Genomic DNA, 24,717 nt, shown 5'->3' with positions numbered 1-24,717 from the left:
AGCTTAACGGCTTCGCAAATATTACGCGTAAACCGGGAAACGTGCACAGATGTCGAGAACTTTCTGTTTAACGCGTTCGATCGTTGCTTCGTCGTTCACGTTGTCCAGCACGTCACAGATCCAGCCAGCCAGTTCGCGCACTTCAGCTTCTTTGAAACCACGACGGGTCACAGCCGGGGTACCGATACGCACACCAGAGGTCACAAACGGGCTCTTCGGATCGTTAGGTACGCTGTTTTTGTTCACAGTGATGTTAGCGCGACCCAGAGCGGCATCGGCTTCTTTACCGGTCAGATTTTTATCGACCAGATCCATCAGGAACAGGTGGTTGTGCGTGCCGCCGGAAACCACTTTGTAGCCGCGTTCCAGAACCACAGCCACCATTGCCTGTGCGTTTTTAGCCACCTGCTGTTGGTAAGCTTTGAACTCAGGTTCCATCGCTTCTTTCAGTGCTACCGCTTTACCGGCAATCACATGCATCAGCGGGCCGCCCTGACCACCCGGGAAGACAGCAGAGTTCAGTTTTTTGTAGAACTCTTCGTCGCCGCCTTTCGCCAGAATCAGACCGCCGCGTGGGCCAGCCAGCGTTTTGTGCGTGGTGGTGGTCACGATGTGTGCGTGTGGAACCGGGTTCGGGTAAACGCCCGCAGCAATCAGACCGGCAACGTGTGCCATGTCAACGAAGAAGTAAGCGCCAACGCTGTCGGCGATTTCACGCATTTTTGCCCAGTCAACGATACCGGAGAATGCAGAGAAGCCGCCGATGATCATTTTTGGTTTGTGCAGTTCGGCCTGACGTTTCACGTCTTCGTAATCGATGTCGCCGCTTTCGTCGATACCATAAGGCACCACGTTATACAGTTTACCGGAAAGGTTAACCGGTGAACCGTGCGTCAGGTGACCGCCATGGCCAAGGTTCATCCCCAGAATGGTGTCGCCCGGTTGCAGCAGTGCGGTATACACCGCGAAGTTTGCCTGTGAGCCGGAGTGCGGCTGAACGTTGGCAAAATCTGCACCGAACAATTCTTTTGCACGGTCGATAGCCAGTTGTTCAACGATGTCGACGTACTCACAGCCACCGTAATAACGTTTGCCCGGGTAGCCTTCTGCATATTTGTTGGTCAGTTGCGAACCCTGAGCCTGCATGACACGCGGGCTGGTATAGTTTTCTGACGCAATCAGCTCGATATGTTCTTCCTGACGAACAACTTCTTTTTCCATTGCTGCCCACAGCTCAGCATCATAATCGGCAATGTTCATTTCACGCTTTAACATCCGCATCTCCTGACTCAACAAACTAAAAATAAACGCCCCTTCCGGGTTCTGCGCCACAGTGTAAATGTTTAAGCGGCCTTCGGATAGGGTCAGTTTGAGGTTTTTAGGCAAACGATTGGCTCCAGATACAGCAAGGCTTTGATCTGCGAACATCTGTCCATAATCAAGGGATAAATATTCACCTGAACATGTACAAATTTCAGCTTTGTGACTCAGCCCCTGTCGGGAAAAGCCCTTACCCCTTTAGGGGGTGTTTACAGAAATAGTGGGTTTATATAAGATGCATTTAAAATACATGTTTAAATAAAATCATCACAGACAAGGTGTTCACCATGCTTGATTCAGCCACTATCGCCACCGTTAAATCCACTATTCCTTTGCTCGCTGCGACCGGTCCGAAACTGACCGCACACTTTTATGACCGTATGTTTGCGCATAATCCCGAACTGAAAGACATCTTCAATATGAGCAACCAGCGCAACGGCGATCAGCGTCAGGCGCTGTTTGATGCCATCTGCGCTTATGCCGCTAATATTGAAAATCTGGCGGCGCTGCTGCCTGCAGTGGAACGCATCGCGCAAAAACACACCAGCTTCACCATCCAGCCTGAACAATACAATATTGTCGGCGCTCACCTGCTGGCAACGCTGGATGAAATGTTCAGTCCGGGTCAGGAAGTGCTGGATGCATGGGGCAAAGCCTATGGCGTGCTGGCGAATGTGTTTATTAACCGTGAAACCGAGATTTATCAGGACAGCGCAGAAAAAACGGGTGGCTGGCGCGGCACGCGTGAATTCCGCATCGCCGAAAAACAACCGCAGAGTGAGCTGATTACCTCTTTCCTGCTGGAACCTGTCGACGGTAAACCGGTGGCCGACTTCCAGCCGGGGCAATATCTGGCGGTATATATCCGCGATGCCTCACTGGAAAATCAGGAAATCCGCCAGTATTCCCTGACCCATGCACCGAACGGCAAAACCTACCGCATCGCGGTAAAACGCGAAGGGCAAGGCGCCGTATCCAACTTCCTGCATAATTTTGCGCAGCCGGGCGACATCATTCATCTTGCTGCCCCGCACGGTGATTTCTTTATGGATATCAGCGATACCACGCCGGTGGCGCTGATTTCTGCAGGTGTTGGTCAGACGCCGATGTTGGGTATGCTCAATACGCTGGCAGAACGCGGACATCATGCGCCGGTACAATGGCTGCACGCGGCTGAAAACGGTGCCGTGCACGCATTTGCCGGTGAAGTGACAAGCGCGCAGAAAAACCTGCCGCAACTGGAAAGCCATGTCTGGTATAACCGGCCACAGGCGAATGATTTACCCGGTGAAGATTTTCAGTATGAAGGGCTGATGGATCTGAGCAAAGTCAGCGCACAGCTGAGCGATCCGGCGATGCATTTCTACCTGTGCGGTCCGGTCGGCTTTATGCAGTTTGCAGCGAAACAACTGCTGGCGATGAACATCAGCGAAGCCAACATTCATTACGAATGTTTCGGTCCGCACAAAGTCCTTTAATCCCTGCACGAAAAGAAAAGGCTGACACAGAATGTCAGCCTTTTTTATTGCTGTTCAGTACAGATTAATGACGACGTCGGCGACGTACAAAGAACAGCGCAATCAGCAGGATAACCACAAGTCCCGCAATGCCCATGCCCCAGTGCGCCAGTTCAAGCAACGGCGAAGGTTTGCCACCTGCACGCAATTCTTTCACGCGGTCAGATGTCACTTTCGCCTGATCGTTACCAAACTGCCGCAACAACTGATTGCTCAGCGTAGCGACCTGCGTATCCGACAGTAAATGCTCAAACGCTGGCATCGCGACATCTTTGCTTTCCGGCCCGCGCTGCACGCCATGCAGAATCGCCATCACCAGGTTGTCGCTGTTCAGGTGCCCGAGCGCTGTATTATTGATCAGCGACGGCAGGCCACCGTCCTTGCTGCCACGGCCGTCGGGCTGATGGCAACTGGCACAATAGCCATCATAAACCTGCCAGCCACTCATTTTATCGGCATCAGCCGGACGCGGAACACCACGCAAAGTATCGGCATAATTTGCCGGTGATCCGAACTGGTCTGCGGCTCTCGCCTGCCCTTGCTGACTGACCGGCGTGGTCTGTTTCAGCCAGACGGCAATTGCCTGCAAATCGCTGTCACTCAGATGGCTGAGGCTATGGTCGATCGCTTCCGCCATCGGCCCTGCCGCCTGCGCTTTACCCGGCGCGTGACCGGTTTTCAGGTAACCGGCGATCTCACCGGTGCTCCAGTTGCCAATCCCGCTGACCGCATCCGACGTAATGTTCGGCGCGAACCAGGTGCCCAGACTGCTGCCGCCCAGCGCTTTATCGCCCTGCTCGGCCATCAGCGCATTACGCGGCGTATGGCAGGTGCTGCAGTGCGCCAGTGCCTCGCCGAGATACGCGCCACGGTTGACCTGATCGCTTTTCGACGGATCGGCTTTAAACGCGCCTTTTTCGAGGAACAGTAAATTCCAGCCTGCCATCGACAAACGCACGTTGAACGGGAACGGCAGCGCCGTCGGCGTTGACGGCACATCCACCGGCTCCACGCCCTGCATAAAGTAGGCGTACAGCGCTTTCATGTCGTCATCGCTGATTTTGGCATACGAGGTGTACGGCATCGCCGGATACAGATTCGCACCATCACCGCGCACGCCATCACGCACCGCGTGTTCAAATTGCTCCAGCGTGTAATTGCCGATACCGTCTTTTTTAGACGGTGTAATGTTGCTCGAGTAAATAGTGCCCAGTGGCGTTGCCAGTCCGAGGCCACCGGCGAACGGTTTGCCGCCTTCGGTGGAGTGACAGGCCACGCAGTCCCCGGCGACCGCGACATATTCGCCTTTCCTGATCAGCGCATCCTGTTCCGGCGATAACGCGGCATAAGCTGTGCCCGCCGTCAGGCTCAGGCCAAAGGCCAGCAACGCGCCCGTCAGACGTTTTTGAGTTAAACGATTCAGAGTCATGTCAGTCAGCCTATAGCGCAGTTTTGGCAAGATGATCAGCAGTGCGTAACGCCAGTGCGACAGCGGTCAGCGTCGAATTGACCGTGGCCGAGGTCGGCATGACACCGGTACTGGTGATGAACAGATTTTCATGGTCATGAGTACGTCCGAACGCATCCACCACGGAATCTTTCGGGTCATGCCCCATGCTCATCGTGCCGGTAATATGCTGGTTGTTGCCATAAACGCCCGGCTTGCTGAAGCGCAAATTGGTGCCGCCCATCAGTCTGGCGATCTCGGTATATTCCTTCACTGCGCGCGCCATACCGCGATGCACATAATCGTCCATGTGGTAAATCGCTGCCGGTTTCGGGATACCCAGTTTGTCTTTTTTGTCGCTGAGAATGATGCGGTTATCGTAATTCGGCAACTGCTCCATCACGTTTTTCAGGCTGGTCTGGTGCGAGGCACGGCGACGAATTTCGTTATCCAGGCTGATGCCGTAAACGCCTTCCGCCAGCAGATCTTGCGTTACCGACTGCACCTGAGATGAGTTGGCGATATCGATACGGAACGAGGCGTAATCTTTACGGAAATCGCCGTCGCGCAGGCTGTTGATAGACGCCGGACTCATTGGCCCGCGCCCCGCCCACAACGGTTCTTCGGTTTCGAAGGTCAGTGAGTTACTCGGGTGATCCATCAGATGACGCCCGACGGTGCCGGAACTGTTTGCCAGCCCGTCAGGATATTTATCGCTGGCGGAGATCAGCAGCAGTTTCGGACTTTCGATGCCGTTCGCCGCCAGCACAAAGTTTTTCGCCGTAACTTTATGTTCGCCTTTATCCGGGTCGTAATAATGCGCGGCAACAATACGGCCTTTCTCATCATGCTCCAGACGGTAAACCACCGCGCTGGTGATCAGTTTTGCACCCGCCACTTCAGCCGCCTGCGCGGCGATGCCGCCGTGATATTGCGCGTCAATCGGGCAAATCGGCATGCAGTTGTTGTTACCACAGCAGGCAGGACGGCCGTCATAGTTACGGCTGTTACGGGCGGTGGTGTTAACGATCACCTCATAACCGCCCGGTGCCAGACGCTCGCGGAAACGCTGTTGCAGCCAGGATTCAGCGACCGGTTCCATCGGGAAGGGCTGGCTGCGCGGTGAACCGTTATTCGGCGCACCGGACACGCCCATTTTCACTTCGGCTTCGTAATAAAACGGTTCCAGCTCTTCGTACGACAACGGCCAGTCACGCCCGACGCCGTACAGTGTTTTAATCTTCATATCATTAGGCAGAACACGCCATGCCTGCGCCGCCCAGTGCCAGGTCGTGCCGCCCATAATGCGGATGTATTCCGCCGGGAAAGGATACGGCCCCTGCTGTTGCAGATAATCATTATCTTCCGGTTTATATACCGGATGCGGTGACCAGTCCGAGTACGGATATGGCGACATAAAGTCTTTTTTGCGCGGCGAATTACGGAAGTTTTCAGTCAGCGTACCGCGATCAATACGCGGGCCGGATTCGAGAATAATGACGGAGATGCCCTGTTTTGCCAGACGCTGTGCGACCAGCGAGCCGCAGATCCCCGAGCCGATGACGACGACGTCAGCGGAAAGTTGTTCACTCATTGTTTAACCCTTTTTGAACGTTATTTTCAGACAGGCTGTTTTGCCCAGGTGCCGTAAGCGCCGTAGGCATAACTCGGCGGATTGAGGTGATCGCGAACCGCAACATTCATCAGCGCATTTTCATACGCCAGACAAACCGCCTGTTTGCCATCGCCGACCACACCGAGATACCACGCCTGAAGAATGCTGCGCGGCAATTTCGCCAGCGCGGGCTGCTGTGCATCGAGCGCTTTTTGCAGTTCAGCGGCATCAATGTGATTCGCCGTAATAAACGCCTGCAACGCCTGAACCTGCGCGGTGAAGTCCGGATACAGCGCTAACATCGTCTGGTAATAACGTTCAGAAAGGGCCAGGTCCAGCCGGTCGTGACCGGTCAGATACAGCGAGAGTTGGGTGAAATCCTGTTTTGCCTGTGACAAACCGGCAACCGGCGCGGCATAGACCGGGCTGAGCAGCAGCTTATTCATCAACGGAACGGAAAGCGCCGCCAGTGCGCCCCCTAAAAATACGCGCCGGGAAATGCGTATGGGTTTTTCTGGTTGTGACATTGCAAAGCCTTCTGAATGGGTGTGAAAACCACGATCAACGGAGATCAATCCACACCAGTTCCGGCCGCCTGATACTTTCACCCTGAATTGTTTTAGTGGGTGATTACAACGTATCTGACAGGTTATCTGAACTGGTATAACAACAAACGTGATTTTACTCTCACTTTTTCAATGAAGTCACAATAAAAACCCCACAAATTTCACACAAAACTAACAAATAGCATTTTTTGTGGTTATTGGCGGAGAGGAACTTTGGGGGCTGATGAACAGAATTAACCGCTAAGAACTGGATAAACAAAGAGTTGAGAAGTGATGTGGTTAAAAAAAGATTGGTATAACAAGACAGGAAGGAGGAAACGGGGAATAACAGAGGAAAAACTCAGGGCCGGTAACATCGTATTACCCGCCCTGATGAAACATTAAATCGCTTCTTCGTCCTGCTCGCCGGTACGGATACGCACCACACGCGCCACATCAAACACGAAGATTTTACCGTCGCCGATTTTACCGGTCTGCGCGGTGGTCATAATAGTTTCCACGCAGGTATCCACGATGTCATCCGCCACGACAATTTCGATTTTCACTTTTGGCAGGAAATCGACCATGTATTCCGCACCACGGTACAGTTCTGTGTGACCTTTCTGACGGCCAAAGCCTTTCACTTCGGTCACGGTCATCCCGGTAATCCCGACTTCAGCCAGTGCTTCACGGACATCGTCGAGTTTGAATGGCTTGATAATCGCATCAATCTTTTTCATGGCGGACCCTTATAATCATTCGTTTGCTCTCCGCCTTCCTGAGCGGCAGCATGGTTCACAATCTGGTTTCGGATGCCGGAGGCATGCGAAGGCGCTAAAGGTATCATAGTTCAGCGGCAGGAATGTACCTCAAGCCTCTGAAAGTAAATTCCCGTTACTCTTTAAAATCGGTCGCTTCTAATTCATGACGGGACAGCAACTTGTAAAACTCGGTGCGGTTACGCCCGGCAATACGTGCTGCCTGCGTCACGTTGCCTTTGGTGATTTGCAGCAACTTGCGCAGATAATTCAGCTCGAACTGATTACGTGCATCGGCAAACGTTGGCAGCGCGGTATTTTCACCTTCCAGCGCCTGTTGCACCAGCGCTTCGCTGATCACCGGTGCAGACGTCAGCGCCACACATTGCTCGATGACGTTCACTAACTGGCGCACATTGCCCGGCCAGCTGGCAGCCATCAGCCGTTTCAGCGCATCCGTCGAAAAACTGCGCACAAAAGGTTTATGTCGCTGCGCCGCAACACGCAGCAGATGATTGGCCAGCAGCGGAATGTCTTCTGATCTTTCACTCAACGTCGGCAGCTTCAGGCTGACGACATTGAGGCGATAAAACAGGTCTTCGCGAAACTCACCCTTCTCCATCGCTTTTGGCAAATCACGGTGCGTCGCAGAAATAATGCGCACATCCACATCGACATCCTGATTGCTGCCCAGCGGGCGCACCTTGCGTTCCTGCAACACGCGCAGCAATTTCACCTGCAGCGACAAGGGCATATCGCCGATTTCATCAAGGAATAACGTGCCGCCGGTCGCTGCCTGGAAAAGACCTTCACGGCTGCTCACCGCGCCAGTAAACGCCCCTTTGGCATGACCGAATAATTCGGATTCCAGCAACTGTTCCGGCAATGCGCCACAGTTAATGGCAATAAAGGCTTTCTTGCCGCGCGGGCTGGCACCGTGAATGGCCTGCGCCAGCACTTCTTTACCGGTGCCGCTTTGGCCGTTAATCAGCACGCTGACATCAGACTGTGCGACCATATTGGCCTGTTCAAGCAGACGCAACATAATCGGGCTGCGGGTGACAATCGATTCGCGCCAGCTTTCATCGACTGACGGGCTGGACTGCGCCAGCGCTTCATCGATAGCTTTATACAGCGCATCGCGGTCAACCGGCTTGGTGAGAAATCCAAATACGCCCTGCTGGGTGGCGGCGACCGCATCGGGAATAGAACCGTGTGCCGTCAGAATGATCACCGGCATGCCGGGCTGGAATTTCTGGATTTCGGCGAAAAGCGCCATGCCGTCCATTTCATCCATGCGCAAATCGCTCAGCACCAGATCAATACGTTCGCGATGCAGCAAACGCAACGCTTCAGCGCCGCTTTCCGCCGTGGTGACGCGAAAACCTTCGCTGGTCAGGCGCATGCCCAACAGTTTTAACAGGCTGGGATCGTCATCAACCAGCAATAAGCTGGCAGCTTTACGTATCGTCATTTGGCGTTCTGATCCTTAGCGGGCGGCGCATAGGTTTCGGCAGGTTTGACCGGCTTACCGGATGTCGCTTTCGCAGGTACGCTGGCGTCGTTATCCGGCAAATCTCCCTGAATTTGTTTACGCGAGGAAAGCTGACGCTCAATGTCGGTCAGGTTTTCCAGTTTACGCCGCGTATCCGCAAGATTGTTTTCCAGCACCTGCTGTCCGGCGATCATCGTCTGAAGTTTTTCTTCATTCATCACCTGCTGACGGGCGTTGCGGGCTTTTTCATCCCCCAGCACCACCTGCAAATTCTGACGTTCACGCCATAACTGCACCAGCGGGCGAATCGAACCCGGCATCTGGCCACGGTACTCGCTCACTTTCGCCAGCAATGCGCGACGCTGTTGCTGATCGGGATCCGCACCGGCAAGCAGGATGCTTTGTTTAAACACCTGTTCCCAACTTGTGGCCGGGATCTGCTGCGCCTGGTAACGCGCCTGCGCATCACTCATCCGGTCAGCGCAGTCCATCGCCCGTAACCAGTACAGCGAATTGGTCAGCGCGTCGCTGTCATCCAGCGCCCAGAGGGTTTCACAGGGCGCAATGCGAAAGTCGATCACTTTGCTGTCAGGCACGACCTGATCGGAAACTTGCTGATAATAGGGGTTACTGGCGGAATGCGGCGCGCAGCCTGCAAGCACCAGCGGTATGCTCAATAAGATTACCCGGCAGCGTAACAACACATGCAGCCAGCCTGAAAATTTCATCATTATTCATTCTTCTCAGCCGTCAGGGGCAATTCGATACGAAAACAGACGTCCGCATCCTCAACGGCAACCAGTTGCAGCTCTCCATGCATGCGGCGAATACAGTCCTGAGCAATACTCAACCCCAGACCGCTGCCTTTTACAGCCCCTTTCCTCTGCTGGCTACCCTGGTAAAAAGGTTCAAAAATCATCGTGCGCTCGGCCTGCGGGATCGGTATTCCGGTGTTCGCCACCTCGATTATCACCCGTCCGTTTTCCTGCCGGCTACGGACCCAAATAGTACCGGATTCAGCCCCGTAGTGCACCGCATTGGAATAGAGATTATCCAGCACCCGCCTCAGTAAGGTCGGTTCCGCCAGACACCGGGGTGCACCGATAATCACTTCACTGCGGATTTTCTTGGCGCGGGCGGGCAGGCTGTTAGCCGTTACGACGTCATCCACCAGCGCTTTAAGATCGACAAACACACTCAGCGTCGGCGCATCAGCCAGCTTGCGGTTGTAATCGAGCAGTTGTTCAATCAGCGTTTGCAGGTGACGGCTGCTGCTATTGAGGATAGCCACCACCTCTTTTTGATCCGGCGTCAGCGGCCCGGCCACTTCATCTGCCAGCAGTTCGGTGCCTTCACGCATACTGGCGAGCGGGGTTTTAAGTTCATGAGAAATATGGCGCAGGAACTCGTGGCGCTGTGATTCCAGCCAGGCAAGACGTTCACTCAGCCAGACGATGCGCTGCACCAGCGAGCGGATCTCCCGCGGCCCTTTAAAACGGGTCACATCGCCCAGATTACGCCCTTCGCCCAGCCGGTTGATCATTCGTTCAACACCTTTCACCGGCCCGATAATCATGCGGGTGAACAGCACCACCAGCGCGCCACTGAGCAGAAAAAGTACCAGCGCCTGCCAGCCAAAGAACTGACCACGTTCAGCAATCGCGCGCTGGAGTTGCTGTCCGCGCGAGAACACCACTTCCCGCGTCGCCTGAACCATTTCGGCATTGGTGCGCGAGAAATTTTCCAGCCGTGCAGAGGAATCTTTATCCGGCGAGTTATTCAGGCAGGCCGGTTGTGTCAGTTGAGTCAGTAAGGTGCGCAACGTCTGGTAATAGCGTAAATCCGGCAGCACAGACGCATGGGCATCCAGCAACTGGGCATATTGCTTGTGCTGATTCTGATAAAGGCGGGAAAGGGTCGGATCGTCAAGGACGCAATACTGGCGGTAGCTGCGCTCCATCTCCAGCGCGATGCCGGACATCGATTCACTGCGACGCGCATCACTCAGCGTGGTGCGGTTGATACGCGCCGCCTGCCGGCTGAGCTGATCCAGGCTGTCATAGGCCTGATAGGCCAGCACCAGCAACGGCAGCATCACCAGCAGGAAAGCCATTAAGACCAGCTGACGTAACGAGCCGGGGAATAAACGTCCTCTTTTCAACGCATTCATCTCATTGACCACAGATAACGTCATGCTAGCGGACAACGGTTTGAACAGCCAGTGTCAGAGAGGATATGTAAAAGGATTGGGAAACAAAAAGGCAGACTTCAGAGGGGTTGGTGTTGCAGAACATCCTGACGGATGTTCTGCAAACCGGAAGAGGTGGTGCCTCACTCAACGTGTCGTTCGATGTTTGATAACGTGCTTGCGCAACGATTATCGGTCGGGTGAACGATAGGCACCGTTTCTTTGGCGTCATTCGGACATTATGAGCATATCAACGCTTTCGCGTGAGCCAATCATAATCAGGTGAATGAGCAACTGCCCGATTCTAGCAGGATGCGTGCCAACTTTAAAGCTTAATTATCAAGCAGATGAATTTAAAGGTTTTTTATTTTAAATGTGTTTTCAGGCATCTGCACGACGTGCAATAACCCGTTTAAAAAACACCCGGAGTGTCGCCAAAACCCAACAGTATTCGATGAAGTAATTCAAACGCTTAATTATCAATATTTTAAATGTCTCCAAATGACGACAGCACATAACGTGATTGTCGCCATTTTATGACACACGCTGTTTCGCAGGGGGATGACGGCTTTCCGTCGCAGAAAATATACGCAATGAAAAAATCTGCCGGTTTCACGGCCGCTTATACCTCCCGTTAAAGAGAAGCTGCAATATCATTATTCTTAAGAAGTGATTAAGTCATTAAAAAAAACTCATATGTTATATTCCCCACCATATTCCCCTAAAATTTACCCGCGAGATTATTATGTTTTCACATAAAAAATCAGGAATTCATTTTATTAAAAAGCAGGATATTAAATATTCATCTGGAGATAAGGAAAAAATACTCAACAGTTGGCGTTCCCTGCCGAAAAACTATTTGCTGGTTCATGCCTTTGAGGGTGAAGAAAGTCCTTTTTGCCAGCACCGCGCAGAGTCTATTTTAAGCAGTTGGGATATTATCAGCACCTCGTTGGTTGACTTAAAAGATATTAAACCCTTAACCAAAATTAAACGCTATACCGGGATGTATTGCACCACAGCCTTAATTCTGGATGTCCCGGTGCAAAATATTCTTGGGACGCATCCGACTGACGTCTGGTTTCCTAATCATATCGGGCGTGAAAATGACTATGCAGCGGGAAGAATTATCGATGCTTCAGCCCTGAGTCGGGCGATATTCCGGGGAGAAGGCAAAGAAGATTACCATTGTGAAGGTGGATATCAACGACTGCTGACACCTCAGTCGCTTCTGTCAGAAGATAAAAAAACACGCTCTATCGAATCACATAATGAGGTACTCATTATTGGTCGCCCGGGAGTTAAGTTATATGCAGGTCTGCCGGCAACACAAAGGATCCGGGTGCGCAAAATAGTCGTTGCCGAACCAACAGAGAGTAACAGCATGTATGACTATTATGCAGGCTCACCAGAAACAGTCGCCGCTAAAGTGGCGGAAATCAACGAATTAGAATACGAAATAGTTTGAAGGAATTTCGATAAGTACAGGATCCCGCCTGATGTAACACCATAACGATGAAAGCAGACTTAATAAAATATTGACTATTTCAGGATTGATATCATGCCATTTTTCAAAAAGAAAACCCCGACATTATCGCCGCATGCAATGTATTTAGCTGAGCGGGAAAAGCGGGGCGATAGAATAAAAGCGCGGAATCTGCAAAAAGCAGCCATACTGCAAAGCTGGGCCGTACTGCCTGAGCGCCATGTTTTGGTCCATACCTTTGAACTGCAAGAAAGCCCGTTCTGCCGTCAGGACGCAGCCTCCCTGTTTAATAGTTGGGATGTCTTCAGCACATCATTGGTTGATTTAAACGATATTAAAAAATTCACGACAGAGTCTTTTCGTTACACAGGGATGTATCACAACATCGCGCTGGTTCTTGACGTCCCCCGACAAAATATCCTCGGGACATTCCCGCGTGACGTGTGGTTTATGAACCATGCCGGACGGGAAGGATGTAACCCCCAAGGGCGGGTGCTCCAGCCCTATGGACTTGTGGAGTGCATTCAGAGCGGAAGAGGGGTAGGTGACTTCAGATGCGAGGGTGGCTATCAGCAACTTTTGACCCCCGCGGCTCTCATGACGCAAGATAAAGTGATCCGTAATCAATTTACCCACAATGAAATACTGATTATCGGCCGCCAGGGTCTGAATCTCTATGACGGGCTCCCCGCAACTCAAAGCATCCGGGTGACGAGAGTGTTAGGCGCCGATAAGAGGCAGTCTCCTGACTACAGTAAAGTCCCTGCTGGTCACATGAAGACCACGGAAGAGATTGGAAAACACGTTGCCCGGCTCAACAACGTGCCCTTTGAAATGCTCTGATCACACGCCCGGATCAATGCTCACTGAAACCGAGTGAATTTGGCGCCGGCACCGGTTGTTCGCAGTCTGCCGGATTATCCGCTTTGGCCGGATCACACATCACCGCCTGCGGCGGCAGGAAAATATGGTCGAGGATCGCCCGCGCGGTCGGCCCGGCCACCACACCATCACCGCCGCCATTTTCCATGATCAGCGCCATCACCACCGTCGGGTGTTTATAAGGCGCAAACGCAGTATAGAAAATATGGTCGCGCAAACGTACCGGCGTCATTTTGGCGTTATACACCTGATTTTCGCGCAGACTGAATACCTGTGATGTTCCGGATTTTGCCGCAATCTGATAAGGCGCGGTGTGGAAAAGTTTATAACCGGTACCATTCGGGAGATTAGCCATCCCGAACATCCCGTTTTTCACGATGCCCCAGATGGGCGATTTCGGGTCAGCGATTTGCTGCGTCGGCGGCATTTTATACGGCGTGATCACTTTGCCGCTTTTGGCGGAATATAACAGGTGAGGCGTTTCCAGTTTACCGTTGTTCACCAGTGCGCTCAGCGCCCGCACCATCTGGATCGGCGTCGCCACCCAGTAGCCCTGACCGATACCGACAGACACCGTATCGCCCTGATACCAGCCCTTTTTATGTACCTTCAGTTTCCATTCACGACTCGGCAGCACACCGTTATATTGCTCATCGAGATCAATACCTGTCGACTGCCCGTAACCAAATTTGCTCAGCCAGGTATGGATACGATCGATGCCCATTTCATAGGCCACCTGGTAGAAGAAAGTATCAGCGGACTCTTCGATAGCTTTGGTGACATTCAGCAGGCCGTGACCGGTTTTCAGCCAGTCGCGGTAATGCCGTTCTGTACCCGGCAGCGTCCAGGTCGGCGCACCAAAGAACGTGGTTTGTGGCGTGATCACCCCTTCAAACAGCGCCGATGTTGCCATAAACGGTTTCACCGTCGAGGCCGGCGGATACAGCCCCTGGGTCACACGGTTGATCAGCGGCAGATCCGGGTTCTTCAGTAACGCGCTGTATTGCTTACTGGAAATGCCGTTCACAAACGGGTTCGGATCATAACTCGGGCTGGAGACCATCGCTTTGATCCCGCCGTCACGCGGATCCATCACCACCACTGCCGCACGCTGCCCTTTCAGCACTTTTTCGATGTACTGCTGCAAATCCAGATCAAGCGTCAGATAGATATTTTGCCCGGCCTGCGGCGGAACCTCTTTCAGTAAACGCACCACATGACCGTGGTTATCTACCTCGACTTCCTGATATCCGGTGCGCCCATGCAAAATGTTTTCATAGTATTTTTCAACGCCCTGCTTACCGATATCGTGGTCAGCCGCGTAATTCTCAGCGATACCCTCCGCCTCGAGGCGTTTAGCATCTCTGTCGTTTATCTTCGAAACATAACCCACAACATGCGCCAGTTCCGCACCGTACGGATAACGGCGCTGCTGATAGGTGCTGATAGAGACGCCGGGGAAATCAAACTGATTGACGGAAAAACGCGCCACTTCAACATCCGTCAGCGCCAGCTTCAGAGGGATCTGCGCAAAGCGACGTCCGTGGATCATCGCATCGTGAAAACTGTCCAGATCGTCCTGTGTCAGATCGACAATGGGTTTCAGCGCATTCAGCGTGGCGTTGAGATCAGGCACTTTTCCCGGGATGACTTCAATCTGGTACAGGGTGATATTTTGCGCCAGCACGACACCGTTGCGATCCATGATCAACCCGCGACTGGGCGCGATCGGCAGCATTTTGATGTCATTCTGATTCGAGCGGGTCTGATAAAAATCATGCATGCCCACCTGCAGGTGATACAGGTTAAACACCAGCGCAGACGACAGGAGGATCACCACCATAAATGCGATCACGGCACGACGAACGAAAAGGACGGACTCGGCAGTATGGTCGCGGATTTCGTCGTTAAGTAAGGCCATAAGCGGGCAAATACCTTTTTTGTCTGCTTCTTGAAGCGGGCGAAAATGAAAAAAAGTGGGGACCGGAAAAGTGCGCAAGGATAGCCCGTCGTGCAACAGGCGACTATAAGAAGTGTGCTAATGAACTGGCAGGAGTGTTTCTATTTATTGCAGGGCGTTGCGGACAGACGTAACGCCCGGATTCAGAAAATGCTGTGGCCAGGATTTTTACTTCGCGGTATTCACTTTGCAATCTCCGTAAACATAACCTTCGGTTTGCGTGGCGACAACAAAACTGTCTTTTACGTGAATATACATCAGGTTATCTTGTGCACCGGCTTTCATGGGCTGATTGTCTTTGCCGATGATGTCCGTCAGTTCCGGGCTGGTGACCATTTTGCTGCCATCCGGAGAAAAGCTGAACGTATTACCCGCATCATAGACCTGTGCGTTTTTATTGACGACTTCAGAAACATCGTTGCCATCATCAGACTGCGTGTGGTGCGTTAATACACATTGATACTGAGTGACAGCAGATGCTGAAAACGACGCCAGCACCAGGGTAACCGCCACAAAACTGCCTAACCTGACCATCAGATAAATCCATAAAGTGAGCAAGGGTTCCATGCTATCACTTGTCTGGCTGATAGAAAGAGTCCGGAAAAAAAATATTCACATGCTGAATGACTTAACGGAAATCCACCATCATTGATGATGCCGCCAGTCCCGGATGCGTGTTCACCCCTTTTTTATACTGCCGCTAAGAAAAATCCTGCCTATAATCCGCAGATTGCACTTAAGTGATTAACAAAGGATTGAGATGAAATCGTTCAAAGTACCCGGTATGGAAATGCAGTTACGTTTCCACGAGTTACCAGGGCTGGGTGTGCCGCTGGTCTTTTTACACGGCTTGGGTTGTGCAGCTTCCTGCGATTTTCCACGGGTGGCGACAGATGCTTCCCTGCGCCCGCGTCGCTCGCTGCTGCTGGATTTCGCCGGTTCAGGTTACAGCGATAAACCCGATGATTTCAGCTACAGCCTCCGGGCGCATACTGATTGTGTGATTGCCTGGCTGGAAAGCCTGGGTGTGCCACAGGTCAATTTAATCGGTCACAGCATGGGCGGCAGCATTGCCATTATGGTGGCAGCGCAGCGCCCTGACCTGATCCAGCGCCTGATTGTCGCCGAGCCAAATCTGGATGCCGGCGGCGGCACCTTCAGCCGCGCGGTGACTCAGTATTCAGAAGAAGCATATCTGCGCGAGGGCCATACACATCTGATTGATGTCGCCGTACGCGGGAATAATCACATCTGGGCAGGATGTATGAGCATCGCCTCGCCGCTGGCCATCCACCGTCAGGCGGTCGGGCTGGTAAAGGGGGAAACGGTATCATGGCGCGAACAGCTTTATCAGCTTGAAATGCCTGCGACGGTGTTGTTTGGTGAGTTTTCACTGCCTGAACCGGATGTCGCCGTTTTGCCGCAACATGGTGTTCAGACCGCCATTGTGCCGCAAGCCGGTCACTCGATGATGTGGGAAAACCCGACCGGCGTCGCGGCCGCGATTAATGCCGCGCTGAATACCGGGGCCTTGTAGACCGGAACGCAGAAACAAAAACGAGCTCAAACGGCTCGTTTTTTTCACCTTATTAATAATTAATCGTTTAAAACTCCCCCGGTCAGAATCTTTCTGATGCAGCCAGTGACACAACGAAACCTTTGTAACCCTGCCTGAAAAAACTAAATAACAGATTAGTGATCCAGATCAACTAAAACCCGCGCCCCGCAAGGCCTGCAGCGGTGTTTTAAGTCCAATTTTGAGCTGATTTTAGCCAGAAAATGGCGACTCATGCCGTCATGGATGCATTTCATTCCGCAACTCATGCATCTCACTCCACAAATCATCCGCATCCATTCCGCGGACTTATCATAGCCACAGTTAATTGAATCTACTTCGCTCGGGAGAACCCACTATGAGTGACAAATCTGGCATGCAGAACGACAACCGTACCCGCTGGCTGACACTGGCCGGTACCATTCTTACTCAGCTTGCACTGGGTTCCGTTTATACCTGGAGTCTCTTTAACGGTCAGTTGTCCGAAAAACTCGGCGAACCGATCAGCCGCGTTGCGCTGACGTTCGGTATCCTGAGTCTGTGTCTGGCTCTCGCCTCTTCCGTTGCGGGTAAACTTCAGGAACGGTTTGGTGTGCGTGCCGTCACCATCGCCGCCGGTTTACTGATGGCCGCCGGTTTCGCGCTGACCGCCCATTCCGATAACGTGATCATGCTGTACATCAGCGCCGGCGTGCTGGTCGGTCTGGCGGACGGTGCCGGTTACCTGCTGACCCTCACCAACTGCGTGAAATGGTTCCCTGAGCGTAAAGGCATGATTTCAGCCTGTTCAATCGGTGCTTACGGGCTGGGCAGTCTGTTATTCAAATTCGTCTGCGGTCATCTGCTGGCGACGGAAGGTTTGCAAAACACTTTCATGATCTGGGGTGGTGTGGCGATGGTGATGGTGATTGCCGGCGCACTGATGATGAAAGATGCGCCGAAACAGGAAACATCAGCCGTCACCCGTGAGGAAAACACCCTGAACGATAACAGCAACGACAGCCGTGATTTCACCCTGGCCGAAGCCATTCGTGCACCGCAATACTGGATGCTGGCGCTGATGTTCCTGACCGCCTGCATGAGTGGTTTGTATGTGATTGGTGTGGCGAAAGATATCGGTCAAAGCCTGGTTAAACTGGATGCGCTGACCGCCGCCAACGCCGTAACCGTGATTGCGATTGCTAACCTGAGCGGCCGCCTGGTGTTGGGTGTGTTGTCTGACAAAATGCAGCGTATCCGCGTTATCTCTATCGCGCAGATTGTGTCGCTGGCCGGTATGAGCATGATGCTGTTCACCCAGATGAACGAAATGATGTTCTTCCTCTCCGTGGCCTGCGTCGCTTTCAGCTTCGGTGGAACCATCACCGTTTACCCTTCACTGGTCAGCGACTTCTTCGGCCTGAACAACATGACCAAAAACTACGGCCTGCTGTATCTGGGCTTCGGTATCGGCAGCATCTTTGCCTCACTGGTGGCTTCCCTGTTCGGTGGCTTCGCAGTGACCTTCAGCATCATCACTGTATTATTGATTGTGTCATTGGTTCTTTCTGCCACAATTCGCTTACCGAATAAGTCAGAAGAAGCGCATAATACGCTCCAGCACGTGTAACACAGCAGCTGAGCACAGCATAAATGATGAACGGGAGCACAATTAGCTCCCGTTTCTTATGAAGAAAGCATATAAAATCGGCCGCTGAATCACGTACCCTTATGACAAAATGTGAACAGACCGGACACCTGCAAAATGAAACGCATTACCCTCGCTCTTTTTGGCCTGATGATCTCAATGACCACGTTCAACAGTTTCGCTCAGGCTTACCCTTCCAGCGCTCAGGAAGTGGCTTCTGAACTGAACCGTAAAGCCAGCGAAAGCAGCACCAGACCTTCCACAACTATCGATGCCAGCGCGCATAACAAACTGAACGCCCGCACCGATTATTTGAAATAAAACTCGCTTAAGTCACCACACGCCAGTCAGCCCGACGTCAGCGAACCAAAGTGGCGCGCTTGCCGTCAAACGCCCAGCCGCGGATCAGATACTGCATGGCGATCGCATCATCGCGATCTTTGTGCCGCAGGTTGTTGTAACGCTGATGGGCGATGCCGACGGCATCCATATCCAGTTCAACGCCCAGCCCCGGCAGTTCATTCAGCGCCAGTTTACCGTCTTTAATCTGCAACGGGTTTTTGGTCAGATGCTGTCCCTCCTGCCAGATCCAGTGTGTATCAAATGGCGTGATCTCGCCGGGCGCGGCCGCCCCGAGATGCGCCAGCATCGCCAGCGACACATCAAAGTGATTGTTCGAATGACAGCCAAGCGTCAGCCCCCACGCATTACATAATGTGCCGATGGTATTCGCCCCGCGCATCGACCAGTAATGGGGATCAGCCAGCGGGATATCGATCGCATTCAGTTGCAGCGCATGGCTCATCTGCCGCCAGTCGTTGGCAATCATATTGGTCGCGACCGGTAATCCGGTGGCGCGCTTAAATTCCGCCAGCGTTTCACGTCCGGAAAACCCCTGCTCCGCGCCACACGGATCTTCAACGTAAGACAAAATCCCGTGCATGTTTTTGCACAGCGAAATCGCCTGATCCAGCGACCAGGACGCATTCGGGTCCACAGTAATACGCGCCTGCGGGAAGCGTTTTTTCAGTGCCCTGACCGTTTCTATTTCGACTTCACCCGCCTGCACGCCGCCTTTAAGTTTGAAATCTTTAAAACCGTATTTATCCTGTGCCGCTTCCGCCAGTTGCACCACTTTTTCGTGGCTCATGGCCTCCTGATGACGCAGGTGATACCACAGATGCTGCCCCGCCAGCGCCTTTCCTGGCTGATAATCCAGATCGGTTTTCTGCCGGTCGGCAATATAAAACAGATAACCGAGCACCGGCACTTCATCGCGCTGTTTACCGGGGCCGAGCAGTTGCGCCACCGGCTGATTGAGAAACTGCCCCATCAGATCCAGCAGTGCGGTTTCCAGAACCGCGACGGCATTGTGATGACGTTCGAGATCCCACGGCCGGAAGCCCGGCAGCACCGGTTTCGGCTGACGGTTTTCCTCCAGATCCCGTTTGTGCAAATCGCTCACCAGTTGATTCATGATGCCAATTTTCTGCCCGACGATATGCGGGATGGCATCATTGAGGATCTTCAGCACCACGCCGGTGGCGGGCGCTTCGCCCACGCCGGTATGTCCGGCACTGTCTTTGAGCACCAGCAAAATACGGGTGAAATAACAGTTATGTGCACCGGCAATGTTCAGCAGCATGCTGTCGTAACCGGCGACCGGAATGACCTGCATTTCGACAATTTTAGGCGTATCAGACATGACGTTTTGGCTCCATTCCCTGCGGGGCGTGATATTCAGGTTGCGTTGGCGTGCGGTGAGTTTTGGTGAAGAACAGCGTGATAGCGGCGAAAACCGAAATTCCGCTGAGGATATACAAACCCGCAGTGGTGCTGCCGGTGGTTTGTTGCAGATAACCAAACACCGCCGGTGCGAAGAAACCGCCGAGATTGCCCAGTGAATTGATCAGCGCAATCCCCGGCGCCACGATGGATGACGGTAGCTGACTTTGCGGGATCGGCCAGAACAATACCGCGCTGGATTTCGTCCCGATACACACCACGCATAGCGCAAATAAACCAAACCACGGACTGCCGACCGTACACAGGCAGGTGCCGATCGCAGCCACAATCAACGCCAGCGCCAGAATGGTTTCGCGACTGCCGCGGAAACGGTCGCTGACGCGGCCAAGAATATTGATGGCGATAATGGCGCAAATCCACGGAACGGAATTCAGCATGCCGATCTGGAAGGGGGAAAGCCCCTGAATGCGGCCGATGATCTCCGGCTGCCAGAACACCAGCGTGTAACCGGTCATGCACATCACAAAGAACAGGAAACACAGGTACGCCATTTTGCCGTCAGTGATCAGCTTCCAGCGCGACTGCCCCTGCGTATGTAAATCACGCGAACTGGATTCCGTGCTCAGCGCATTACTCAGCGCAAGTTTCTCTTCAGCAGTCAGCCATTTTGCCTCTTCAGGTTTCGACACCAGGAAGAATGCCGCCACGATCCCTACCAGCACCGACAGCGCACCTTCGATAAACAGCACCCACTGCCAGCCCGGCAATCCCATAAAGTCATGCAATTCCAGCAGGCCACCGGTAACCGGGCCGGAGAGCAAGTACGCGGCTGCTGAACCGGTGAGGATCAAAGCCGTGGCACGGCCGCGGTAAACATTCGGCACCCATTTGCGGAAATAGAACAGGATCCCAGGGAAGAAACCGGCTTCAGCGACACCGAGCAGAAACCGCAGCACGTAGAATTGCATCGGTGTGGTGACGAAGCCCATGGCAAAGACCACCGCACCCCAGGTGATCATGATGCGCGTCAGCCAGACACGCGCGCCATACTTGTCCATCAGCATGTTGCTGGGAATTTCAAACAGCGCGTAACCGACGAAGAACAGCCCGGCACCGAAACCGAACGCTGCCGTGCTGATGCCTACGTCGGTTTCCAGGCTATGCTTGATGAATCCGACATTGGTGCGGTCGATTTGGTTAATGATCAACATCAGGATGAGCATCGGAATGGTGCGGGCAAAGAATTTGCGGTTTGCACTGCGTACCGCTTTGTTTTCATGACCGTTCATGGTGTTCCCTTAGCGTTGAAATTATGAACAACTGCAACACTAAGTAAGATGTGTACACCGGGATTTACCATTGTGCAGTCGCCCAAGCTTTGATCACCCGCAAGGACTCACTGGCCTTATTACTGCATATTATCAATGCATTAAACGATGTGCATAAGCACAATCATCTCCCCTGCTTCGTCATTGCTTTTGGGCAGATTAGCGAGATGCTTCACAGTTCAGAAAGGGATTTCTCAGACACATTGCTTAAAATAAAAGCACATATTTATCCATATGGATTATATGTTTGTTATAATTGCATCATGAAACAAATGATTGGGACAATTCGTCCCGCACAAGGAGTGTGAAATGAAGGCCACTGCTTTTTGGTTAATGATGGCAGGAGGCTCTGTCGGGATCGGTTATGTGATGGCCCTGATGATGGAACTTCTGTGAGTAAACAGCGTTAACGACGACGGATAAATAAGGACATTTCATGGCATTTTACAGCCCTAAACGCATCATTCTTTATACTGCCTCTGCGATTGCGCTGCTGGTGATCGTTGGTTTGGTCACGTATTTCACTGTCGGCCATTTAGGTGCATAACGCCTTTCCCTCTGCTTTCTCTTCCTGTGGCGATACTTGCCGTATCGTCGCATAATGCTGCCATTCATTAAGCTATGCGGAAGGATTCATCATGACATACAAAGGATTAATGATTGTTGCCGTGGTTATCGTGCTGGCAAGCATCGGTTCTGAGTCTCTGATACAGAAGGGCATTGCGCTGGCGGACAGCAAAATTGATCAGGTGATTACGCATTATGCGGACAAATAAGGCTTACATCTGCTGGATTAACCTTACCGGGCGATGACAAAACCATACACAAGGTTTGATATCTTAAATCCATCAAATGTTGTGTGATGTCCCTGTGTAATACCCCTGTAGAACCCTGTTATTTTGCCCGCCGCGTGCGGGCTTTTTTTTACCTGTTTTTCGGCAAAGGCAGCAATTGAGGTTGGATTGGGATCGGGATTGAACACAAAGCTTATTCACGAATAATTCGAGTTGCAGGAAGGCGGCAAGTGAAGGAATCCCGATGAGCTTACTTATGTAAGTGATTCGGGTGAGCGAAGGAAGCCAACGCAGAGTCAGCCCAAAGGATAAAGGGAATTCCCGCAAGCATTTGGGTTGGATCAAGGCGGCAACAGAACGCGTCCCCGGGAGCATACATCAGTATGTGACTGGGGTGAGTGATGGCGGCCAACGCAGAGCCAGCCCAAAGGATAAAGGGAATTTGCCGGTGCTTTCCCGGCCGTCATATTATGGCGCAAGCGTCCATCGAACACTCCGACATTGCGCGGCCTGAGCACGGCCATTTCATAACAGAAAAAACAACGGGTGAAATAATCCAACTGGCTTTTCTGTTATGGCTCCCGGAAATAAATTCAGAAGCTTATATATAATAAACCCCGGCGTTGGCCAGGGTTTATTTTTGTCATTGATAATGTCGATATTGAAACAATTATTCTGGCTGCTCCGGGTTTAACCCATCTTCGCTATTGCAGAGTGTTTGCCTTCAATATCAGGCGACATTACAGAACGACAACGTTACCCGCTGATGGGCCTTTCTGACCATTTTCGATGGTGAACTCAACGTTCTGACCTTCGTCCAGGGTTTTGAAATCATTGCTCTGGATTGCAGAGAAGTGAACGAACACGTCTTTGCTGCCGTCTGCAGGGGAGATGAAACCGAAACCTTTACCAGCGTCAAACCATTTTACTAAACCAGTCATTTTATTAGACATAGAAAATACCTTCTTCGTTTTTATTTTATGATGCCATAGGGCAATATAGGTCTGTTTTTATTTGAAATACTTATGGATGCATCAGAGAAGGAAATTCGTCGGAGAAAGGATTTGCTACATCACTTGAACCAGGAACTGCTTTACTAAAATGTCTTACATAAATAGGTCTTAACCACAAACCGTTGACGCTATTTACACACAGGCGGATTTATTAAGCAAGCTTTTATTTCAACGGGATTATATTACCGGCGGATTTATTCCAACCGGAAATATCGCTCAGGCCGCCCGTGACAACGGCTGTAGCCCGATTAAATAATAAGAAAGCCTGCCCGGTTCCGGCAGGCTTTAAGAATCATCCTCCCGCTCTTTTCATGCAATCCGCACGACGACCGTCTACCCGCTTAGCAAACCACGCGGTAGTCAGCTTGCGGGTAATCTTCGGACTTTCCAGCGTGATGCCCGGTAGCATTTCCCGTGGCTGTCTTTTACCGGTGGTTTTATCCGCCAGCGCGAAGACCTGCTTGTAGAGCCGGGTCTCTTCAAACTCCAGTTGTTCGCCCTTCTCCAGCGCCTTACGGATGGCCGAATTGCTGATGTCCAGACGTTTGCTCAGTGTGCGTACTGCCAGCTCTGTGCCGCCCGGTTTATCAGTGCCGTAGTTAATCAGGTCACCGTCCAGTGCCAGCGGAATGCCTGACACTTTACTTACCGCACTCTGGAATGCGGCGTTGCGGCTGGCATACCAGCCAGCATTAAAGTCGGCAAAGCGGTATAACGGCTGAGTGTAATTCGCCGGATACCCCAGCAGATGTTTGACGCCAAAATACACGCCGCCGCGGCGGCTAAACACTTCATTGCGGATTGAATCCTCAACTTTATACGGATAGCCTTTGGCGTTTTGCTCGGCAAACGCAATGCTGACCTGCATCGGCCCGCCGGTATGCACCGGATTCAGATTGCCGAACAGCTTCTGCCCCATCGGCACCATATCAATGAAATCATCAAAAATCGCACTCAGCTGTTTCTCGGTTTTTACGTTATCCAGCCGCTCGCTGTAGGATTTGCCGTTCGGGGATTTCAGCAACAACGCGGTGTGCACCAGGAAATTGGGCACATGAACCGCATCGGCGCGCCGGTCAATCTCTTTCCACGCAATTTTGCTTAATCCCGGCACCGGTGCGTCGGCGTTGAAATTGGATTCCTGCTGCGCCACCGCCAGCACAGAACAGATATTTTCGGTGGTTGCCGGAATGTTCTGCGTGGTGAAAGCGGCGGTAATATCGGTCGCCCAACCTTTTCTGTCGGGGGCTGATGTCGGCATCAGCCGCACGATATCCGCTTTCACGTCATGCGGATTTTGCACCGGCGTTGCGTTTTTTTTCGTCGAGGTACACCCCGCGAGGATCATCATGGCCAGCACCGGCGCAAACTGTTTTATCGAAAATGACTTATGCTTCAAAGTGATACATTCCCTGAATAAATGACTCTGAGAGTGACGTTA

21 protein-coding genes are annotated in these 24,717 nt (G+C 52.3%); 7 read left to right on the top strand and 14 right to left on the bottom strand.

Annotation, left to right across the window (positions count from 1 at the left end):
• Positions 1 to 21: 21 nt before the first annotated feature.
• Positions 22 to 1,275 carry a serine hydroxymethyltransferase gene (gene glyA / locus GW591_RS00740; protein ID WP_015689472.1) on the bottom strand — a complete coding sequence of 418 codons (1,254 nt, stop codon included), beginning with the start codon at positions 1,273 to 1,275 and terminating at the stop codon, positions 22 to 24.
• A 332-nt stretch (positions 1,276 to 1,607) separates the two neighbouring features.
• Between glyA and hmpA the strand changes: the two genes are divergently transcribed.
• Entirely contained in the window at positions 1,608 to 2,798 is a 1,191-nt protein-coding gene (gene hmpA / locus GW591_RS00735) for an NO-inducible flavohemoprotein (protein WP_121019586.1), read from the top strand.
• Between the two features lie 64 nt (positions 2,799 to 2,862).
• On the opposite strand, the gene GW591_RS00730 is transcribed toward hmpA, so the two are convergent.
• From GW591_RS00730 to GW591_RS00700, 7 genes are all read right to left on the bottom strand, one after another.
• The gene (locus GW591_RS00730) at positions 2,863 to 4,266 is read right to left on the bottom strand and encodes a cytochrome c (RefSeq protein WP_166859946.1); all 1,404 of its coding nucleotides are present in this window, start codon (positions 4,264 to 4,266) and stop codon (positions 2,863 to 2,865) included.
• Positions 4,267 to 4,276: 10 nt separating this feature from the next.
• Positions 4,277 to 5,878, bottom strand: a complete 1,602-nt coding sequence (locus GW591_RS00725; protein WP_166859945.1) for a GMC family oxidoreductase — start codon at positions 5,876 to 5,878, stop codon at positions 4,277 to 4,279.
• A gap of 26 nt (positions 5,879 to 5,904) precedes the next feature.
• The gene (locus GW591_RS00720; RefSeq protein ID WP_013574352.1) at positions 5,905 to 6,426 is read right to left on the bottom strand and encodes a sorbitol dehydrogenase family protein; all 522 of its coding nucleotides are present in this window, start codon (positions 6,424 to 6,426) and stop codon (positions 5,905 to 5,907) included.
• 419 nt (positions 6,427 to 6,845) lie between these two features.
• A complete protein-coding gene (gene glnB / locus GW591_RS00715; protein ID WP_013574351.1) occupies positions 6,846 to 7,184 on the bottom strand; it encodes a nitrogen regulatory protein P-II in 339 nt (112 codons plus the stop codon).
• Between the two features lie 154 nt (positions 7,185 to 7,338).
• Complete coding sequence (gene glrR, locus GW591_RS00710; protein ID WP_013574350.1) at positions 7,339 to 8,676, bottom strand: two-component system response regulator GlrR; 1,338 nt, start codon at positions 8,674 to 8,676, stop codon at positions 7,339 to 7,341.
• Positions 8,673 to 9,428, bottom strand: coding sequence for a two-component system QseEF-associated lipoprotein QseG (gene qseG / locus GW591_RS00705; RefSeq protein ID WP_013574349.1), 756 nt, complete (start codon positions 9,426 to 9,428; stop codon positions 8,673 to 8,675). The genes glrR and qseG overlap by 4 nt, the downstream gene beginning before the upstream one ends.
• Positions 9,428 to 10,867: a sensor histidine kinase gene (locus tag GW591_RS00700; protein WP_015689470.1), complete on the bottom strand. Its 1,440-nt coding sequence runs from the start codon at positions 10,865 to 10,867 to the stop codon at positions 9,428 to 9,430. Before GW591_RS00700 ends, qseG begins: the two co-directional genes overlap by 1 nt.
• 763 nt (positions 10,868 to 11,630) lie before the next feature.
• On the opposite strand from GW591_RS00700, the gene GW591_RS00695 reads away from it, so the two are divergent.
• A complete protein-coding gene (locus GW591_RS00695) occupies positions 11,631 to 12,353 on the top strand; it encodes a hypothetical protein (RefSeq protein WP_013574347.1) in 723 nt (240 codons plus the stop codon).
• Between the two features lie 93 nt (positions 12,354 to 12,446).
• Positions 12,447 to 13,214, top strand: a complete 768-nt coding sequence (locus GW591_RS00690; protein WP_013574346.1) for a hypothetical protein — start codon at positions 12,447 to 12,449, stop codon at positions 13,212 to 13,214.
• A 13-nt stretch (positions 13,215 to 13,227) separates the two neighbouring features.
• Here GW591_RS00690 and mrdA read toward each other — a convergent pair whose 3' ends face one another.
• On the bottom strand, positions 13,228 to 15,174 hold the full coding sequence (gene mrdA / locus GW591_RS00685; RefSeq protein ID WP_013574345.1) for a penicillin-binding protein 2: 1,947 nt from the start codon (positions 15,172 to 15,174) through the stop codon (positions 13,228 to 13,230).
• A gap of 207 nt (positions 15,175 to 15,381) precedes the next feature.
• Positions 15,382 to 15,780, bottom strand: coding sequence for a hypothetical protein (locus tag GW591_RS00680; protein WP_015689469.1), 399 nt, complete (start codon positions 15,778 to 15,780; stop codon positions 15,382 to 15,384).
• Positions 15,781 to 15,973: 193 nt separating this feature from the next.
• Here GW591_RS00680 and GW591_RS00675 point away from each other — a divergent pair, with 193 nt between their 5' ends.
• The 3 genes from GW591_RS00675 (at position 15,974) to GW591_RS00665 (ending at position 18,716) form a co-directional block, all read left to right on the top strand.
• A complete protein-coding gene (locus GW591_RS00675; protein WP_013574343.1) occupies positions 15,974 to 16,750 on the top strand; it encodes an alpha/beta fold hydrolase in 777 nt (258 codons plus the stop codon).
• Positions 16,751 to 17,126: 376 nt separating this feature from the next.
• Positions 17,127 to 18,377, top strand: coding sequence for an L-lactate MFS transporter (locus GW591_RS00670; RefSeq protein WP_013574342.1), 1,251 nt, complete (start codon positions 17,127 to 17,129; stop codon positions 18,375 to 18,377).
• 135 nt (positions 18,378 to 18,512) lie between these two features.
• A complete protein-coding gene (locus GW591_RS00665; RefSeq protein WP_013574341.1) occupies positions 18,513 to 18,716 on the top strand; it encodes a hypothetical protein in 204 nt (67 codons plus the stop codon).
• Between the two features lie 37 nt (positions 18,717 to 18,753).
• Here GW591_RS00665 and GW591_RS00660 read toward each other — a convergent pair whose 3' ends face one another.
• Together GW591_RS00660 and GW591_RS00655 are read right to left on the bottom strand one after the other, a co-directional pair.
• Complete coding sequence (locus tag GW591_RS00660) at positions 18,754 to 20,100, bottom strand: enolase C-terminal domain-like protein (RefSeq protein ID WP_153374826.1); 1,347 nt, start codon at positions 20,098 to 20,100, stop codon at positions 18,754 to 18,756.
• Positions 20,093 to 21,430 (bottom strand): MFS transporter, encoded by a 1,338-nt coding sequence (locus GW591_RS00655; protein WP_013574339.1) that lies wholly within the window; start codon positions 21,428 to 21,430, stop codon positions 20,093 to 20,095. The genes GW591_RS00660 and GW591_RS00655 overlap by 8 nt, the downstream gene beginning before the upstream one ends.
• Before the next feature lie 677 nt (positions 21,431 to 22,107).
• On the opposite strand from GW591_RS00655, the gene GW591_RS00650 reads away from it, so the two are divergent.
• Positions 22,108 to 22,245 carry a hypothetical protein gene (locus tag GW591_RS00650; protein ID WP_013574337.1) on the top strand — a complete coding sequence of 46 codons (138 nt, stop codon included), beginning with the start codon at positions 22,108 to 22,110 and terminating at the stop codon, positions 22,243 to 22,245.
• Positions 22,246 to 23,003: 758 nt separating this feature from the next.
• Here the strand turns inward: GW591_RS00650 and cspE are convergent.
• Positions 23,004 to 23,216 carry a transcription antiterminator/RNA stability regulator CspE gene (gene cspE / locus GW591_RS00645; RefSeq protein ID WP_013574336.1) on the bottom strand — a complete coding sequence of 71 codons (213 nt, stop codon included), beginning with the start codon at positions 23,214 to 23,216 and terminating at the stop codon, positions 23,004 to 23,006.
• A gap of 352 nt (positions 23,217 to 23,568) precedes the next feature.
• Complete coding sequence (locus GW591_RS00640) at positions 23,569 to 24,627, bottom strand: DUF1615 domain-containing protein (protein ID WP_166860687.1); 1,059 nt, start codon at positions 24,625 to 24,627, stop codon at positions 23,569 to 23,571.
• Between the last annotated feature and the right edge of the window lie 90 nt (positions 24,628 to 24,717).

The sequence above is a fragment of the Rahnella aceris genome (assembly GCF_011684115.1).
Lineage (GTDB): Bacteria > Pseudomonadota > Gammaproteobacteria > Enterobacterales > Enterobacteriaceae > Rahnella > Rahnella aceris.
This window is presented reverse-complemented; position numbering and strand designations above follow the sequence as displayed.

Coding starts and splice junctions, on each gene's coding strand:
- glyA (WP_015689472.1), bottom strand. CDS start 1,275: ATGTTAAAGCGTGAAATGAACATTGCCGATTATGATGCTGAGCTGTGG.
- hmpA (WP_121019586.1), top strand. CDS start 1,608: ATGCTTGATTCAGCCACTATCGCCACCGTTAAATCCACTATTCCTTTG.
- GW591_RS00730 (WP_166859946.1), bottom strand. CDS start 4,266: ATGACTCTGAATCGTTTAACTCAAAAACGTCTGACGGGCGCGTTGCTG.
- GW591_RS00725 (WP_166859945.1), bottom strand. CDS start 5,878: ATGAGTGAACAACTTTCCGCTGACGTCGTCGTCATCGGCTCGGGGATC.
- GW591_RS00720 (WP_013574352.1), bottom strand. CDS start 6,426: ATGTCACAACCAGAAAAACCCATACGCATTTCCCGGCGCGTATTTTTA.
- glnB (WP_013574351.1), bottom strand. CDS start 7,184: ATGAAAAAGATTGATGCGATTATCAAGCCATTCAAACTCGACGATGTC.
- glrR (WP_013574350.1), bottom strand. CDS start 8,676: ATGACGATACGTAAAGCTGCCAGCTTATTGCTGGTTGATGACGATCCC.
- qseG (WP_013574349.1), bottom strand. CDS start 9,428: ATGATGAAATTTTCAGGCTGGCTGCATGTGTTGTTACGCTGCCGGGTA.
- GW591_RS00700 (WP_015689470.1), bottom strand. CDS start 10,867: ATGAATGCGTTGAAAAGAGGACGTTTATTCCCCGGCTCGTTACGTCAG.
- GW591_RS00695 (WP_013574347.1), top strand. CDS start 11,631: ATGTTTTCACATAAAAAATCAGGAATTCATTTTATTAAAAAGCAGGAT.
- GW591_RS00690 (WP_013574346.1), top strand. CDS start 12,447: ATGCCATTTTTCAAAAAGAAAACCCCGACATTATCGCCGCATGCAATG.
- mrdA (WP_013574345.1), bottom strand. CDS start 15,174: ATGGCCTTACTTAACGACGAAATCCGCGACCATACTGCCGAGTCCGTC.
- GW591_RS00680 (WP_015689469.1), bottom strand. CDS start 15,780: ATGGAACCCTTGCTCACTTTATGGATTTATCTGATGGTCAGGTTAGGC.
- GW591_RS00675 (WP_013574343.1), top strand. CDS start 15,974: ATGAAATCGTTCAAAGTACCCGGTATGGAAATGCAGTTACGTTTCCAC.
- GW591_RS00670 (WP_013574342.1), top strand. CDS start 17,127: ATGAGTGACAAATCTGGCATGCAGAACGACAACCGTACCCGCTGGCTG.
- GW591_RS00665 (WP_013574341.1), top strand. CDS start 18,513: ATGAAACGCATTACCCTCGCTCTTTTTGGCCTGATGATCTCAATGACC.
- GW591_RS00660 (WP_153374826.1), bottom strand. CDS start 20,100: ATGTCTGATACGCCTAAAATTGTCGAAATGCAGGTCATTCCGGTCGCC.
- GW591_RS00655 (WP_013574339.1), bottom strand. CDS start 21,430: ATGAACGGTCATGAAAACAAAGCGGTACGCAGTGCAAACCGCAAATTC.
- GW591_RS00650 (WP_013574337.1), top strand. CDS start 22,108: ATGACATACAAAGGATTAATGATTGTTGCCGTGGTTATCGTGCTGGCA.
- cspE (WP_013574336.1), bottom strand. CDS start 23,216: ATGTCTAATAAAATGACTGGTTTAGTAAAATGGTTTGACGCTGGTAAA.
- GW591_RS00640 (WP_166860687.1), bottom strand. CDS start 24,627: ATGATGATCCTCGCGGGGTGTACCTCGACGAAAAAAAACGCAACGCCG.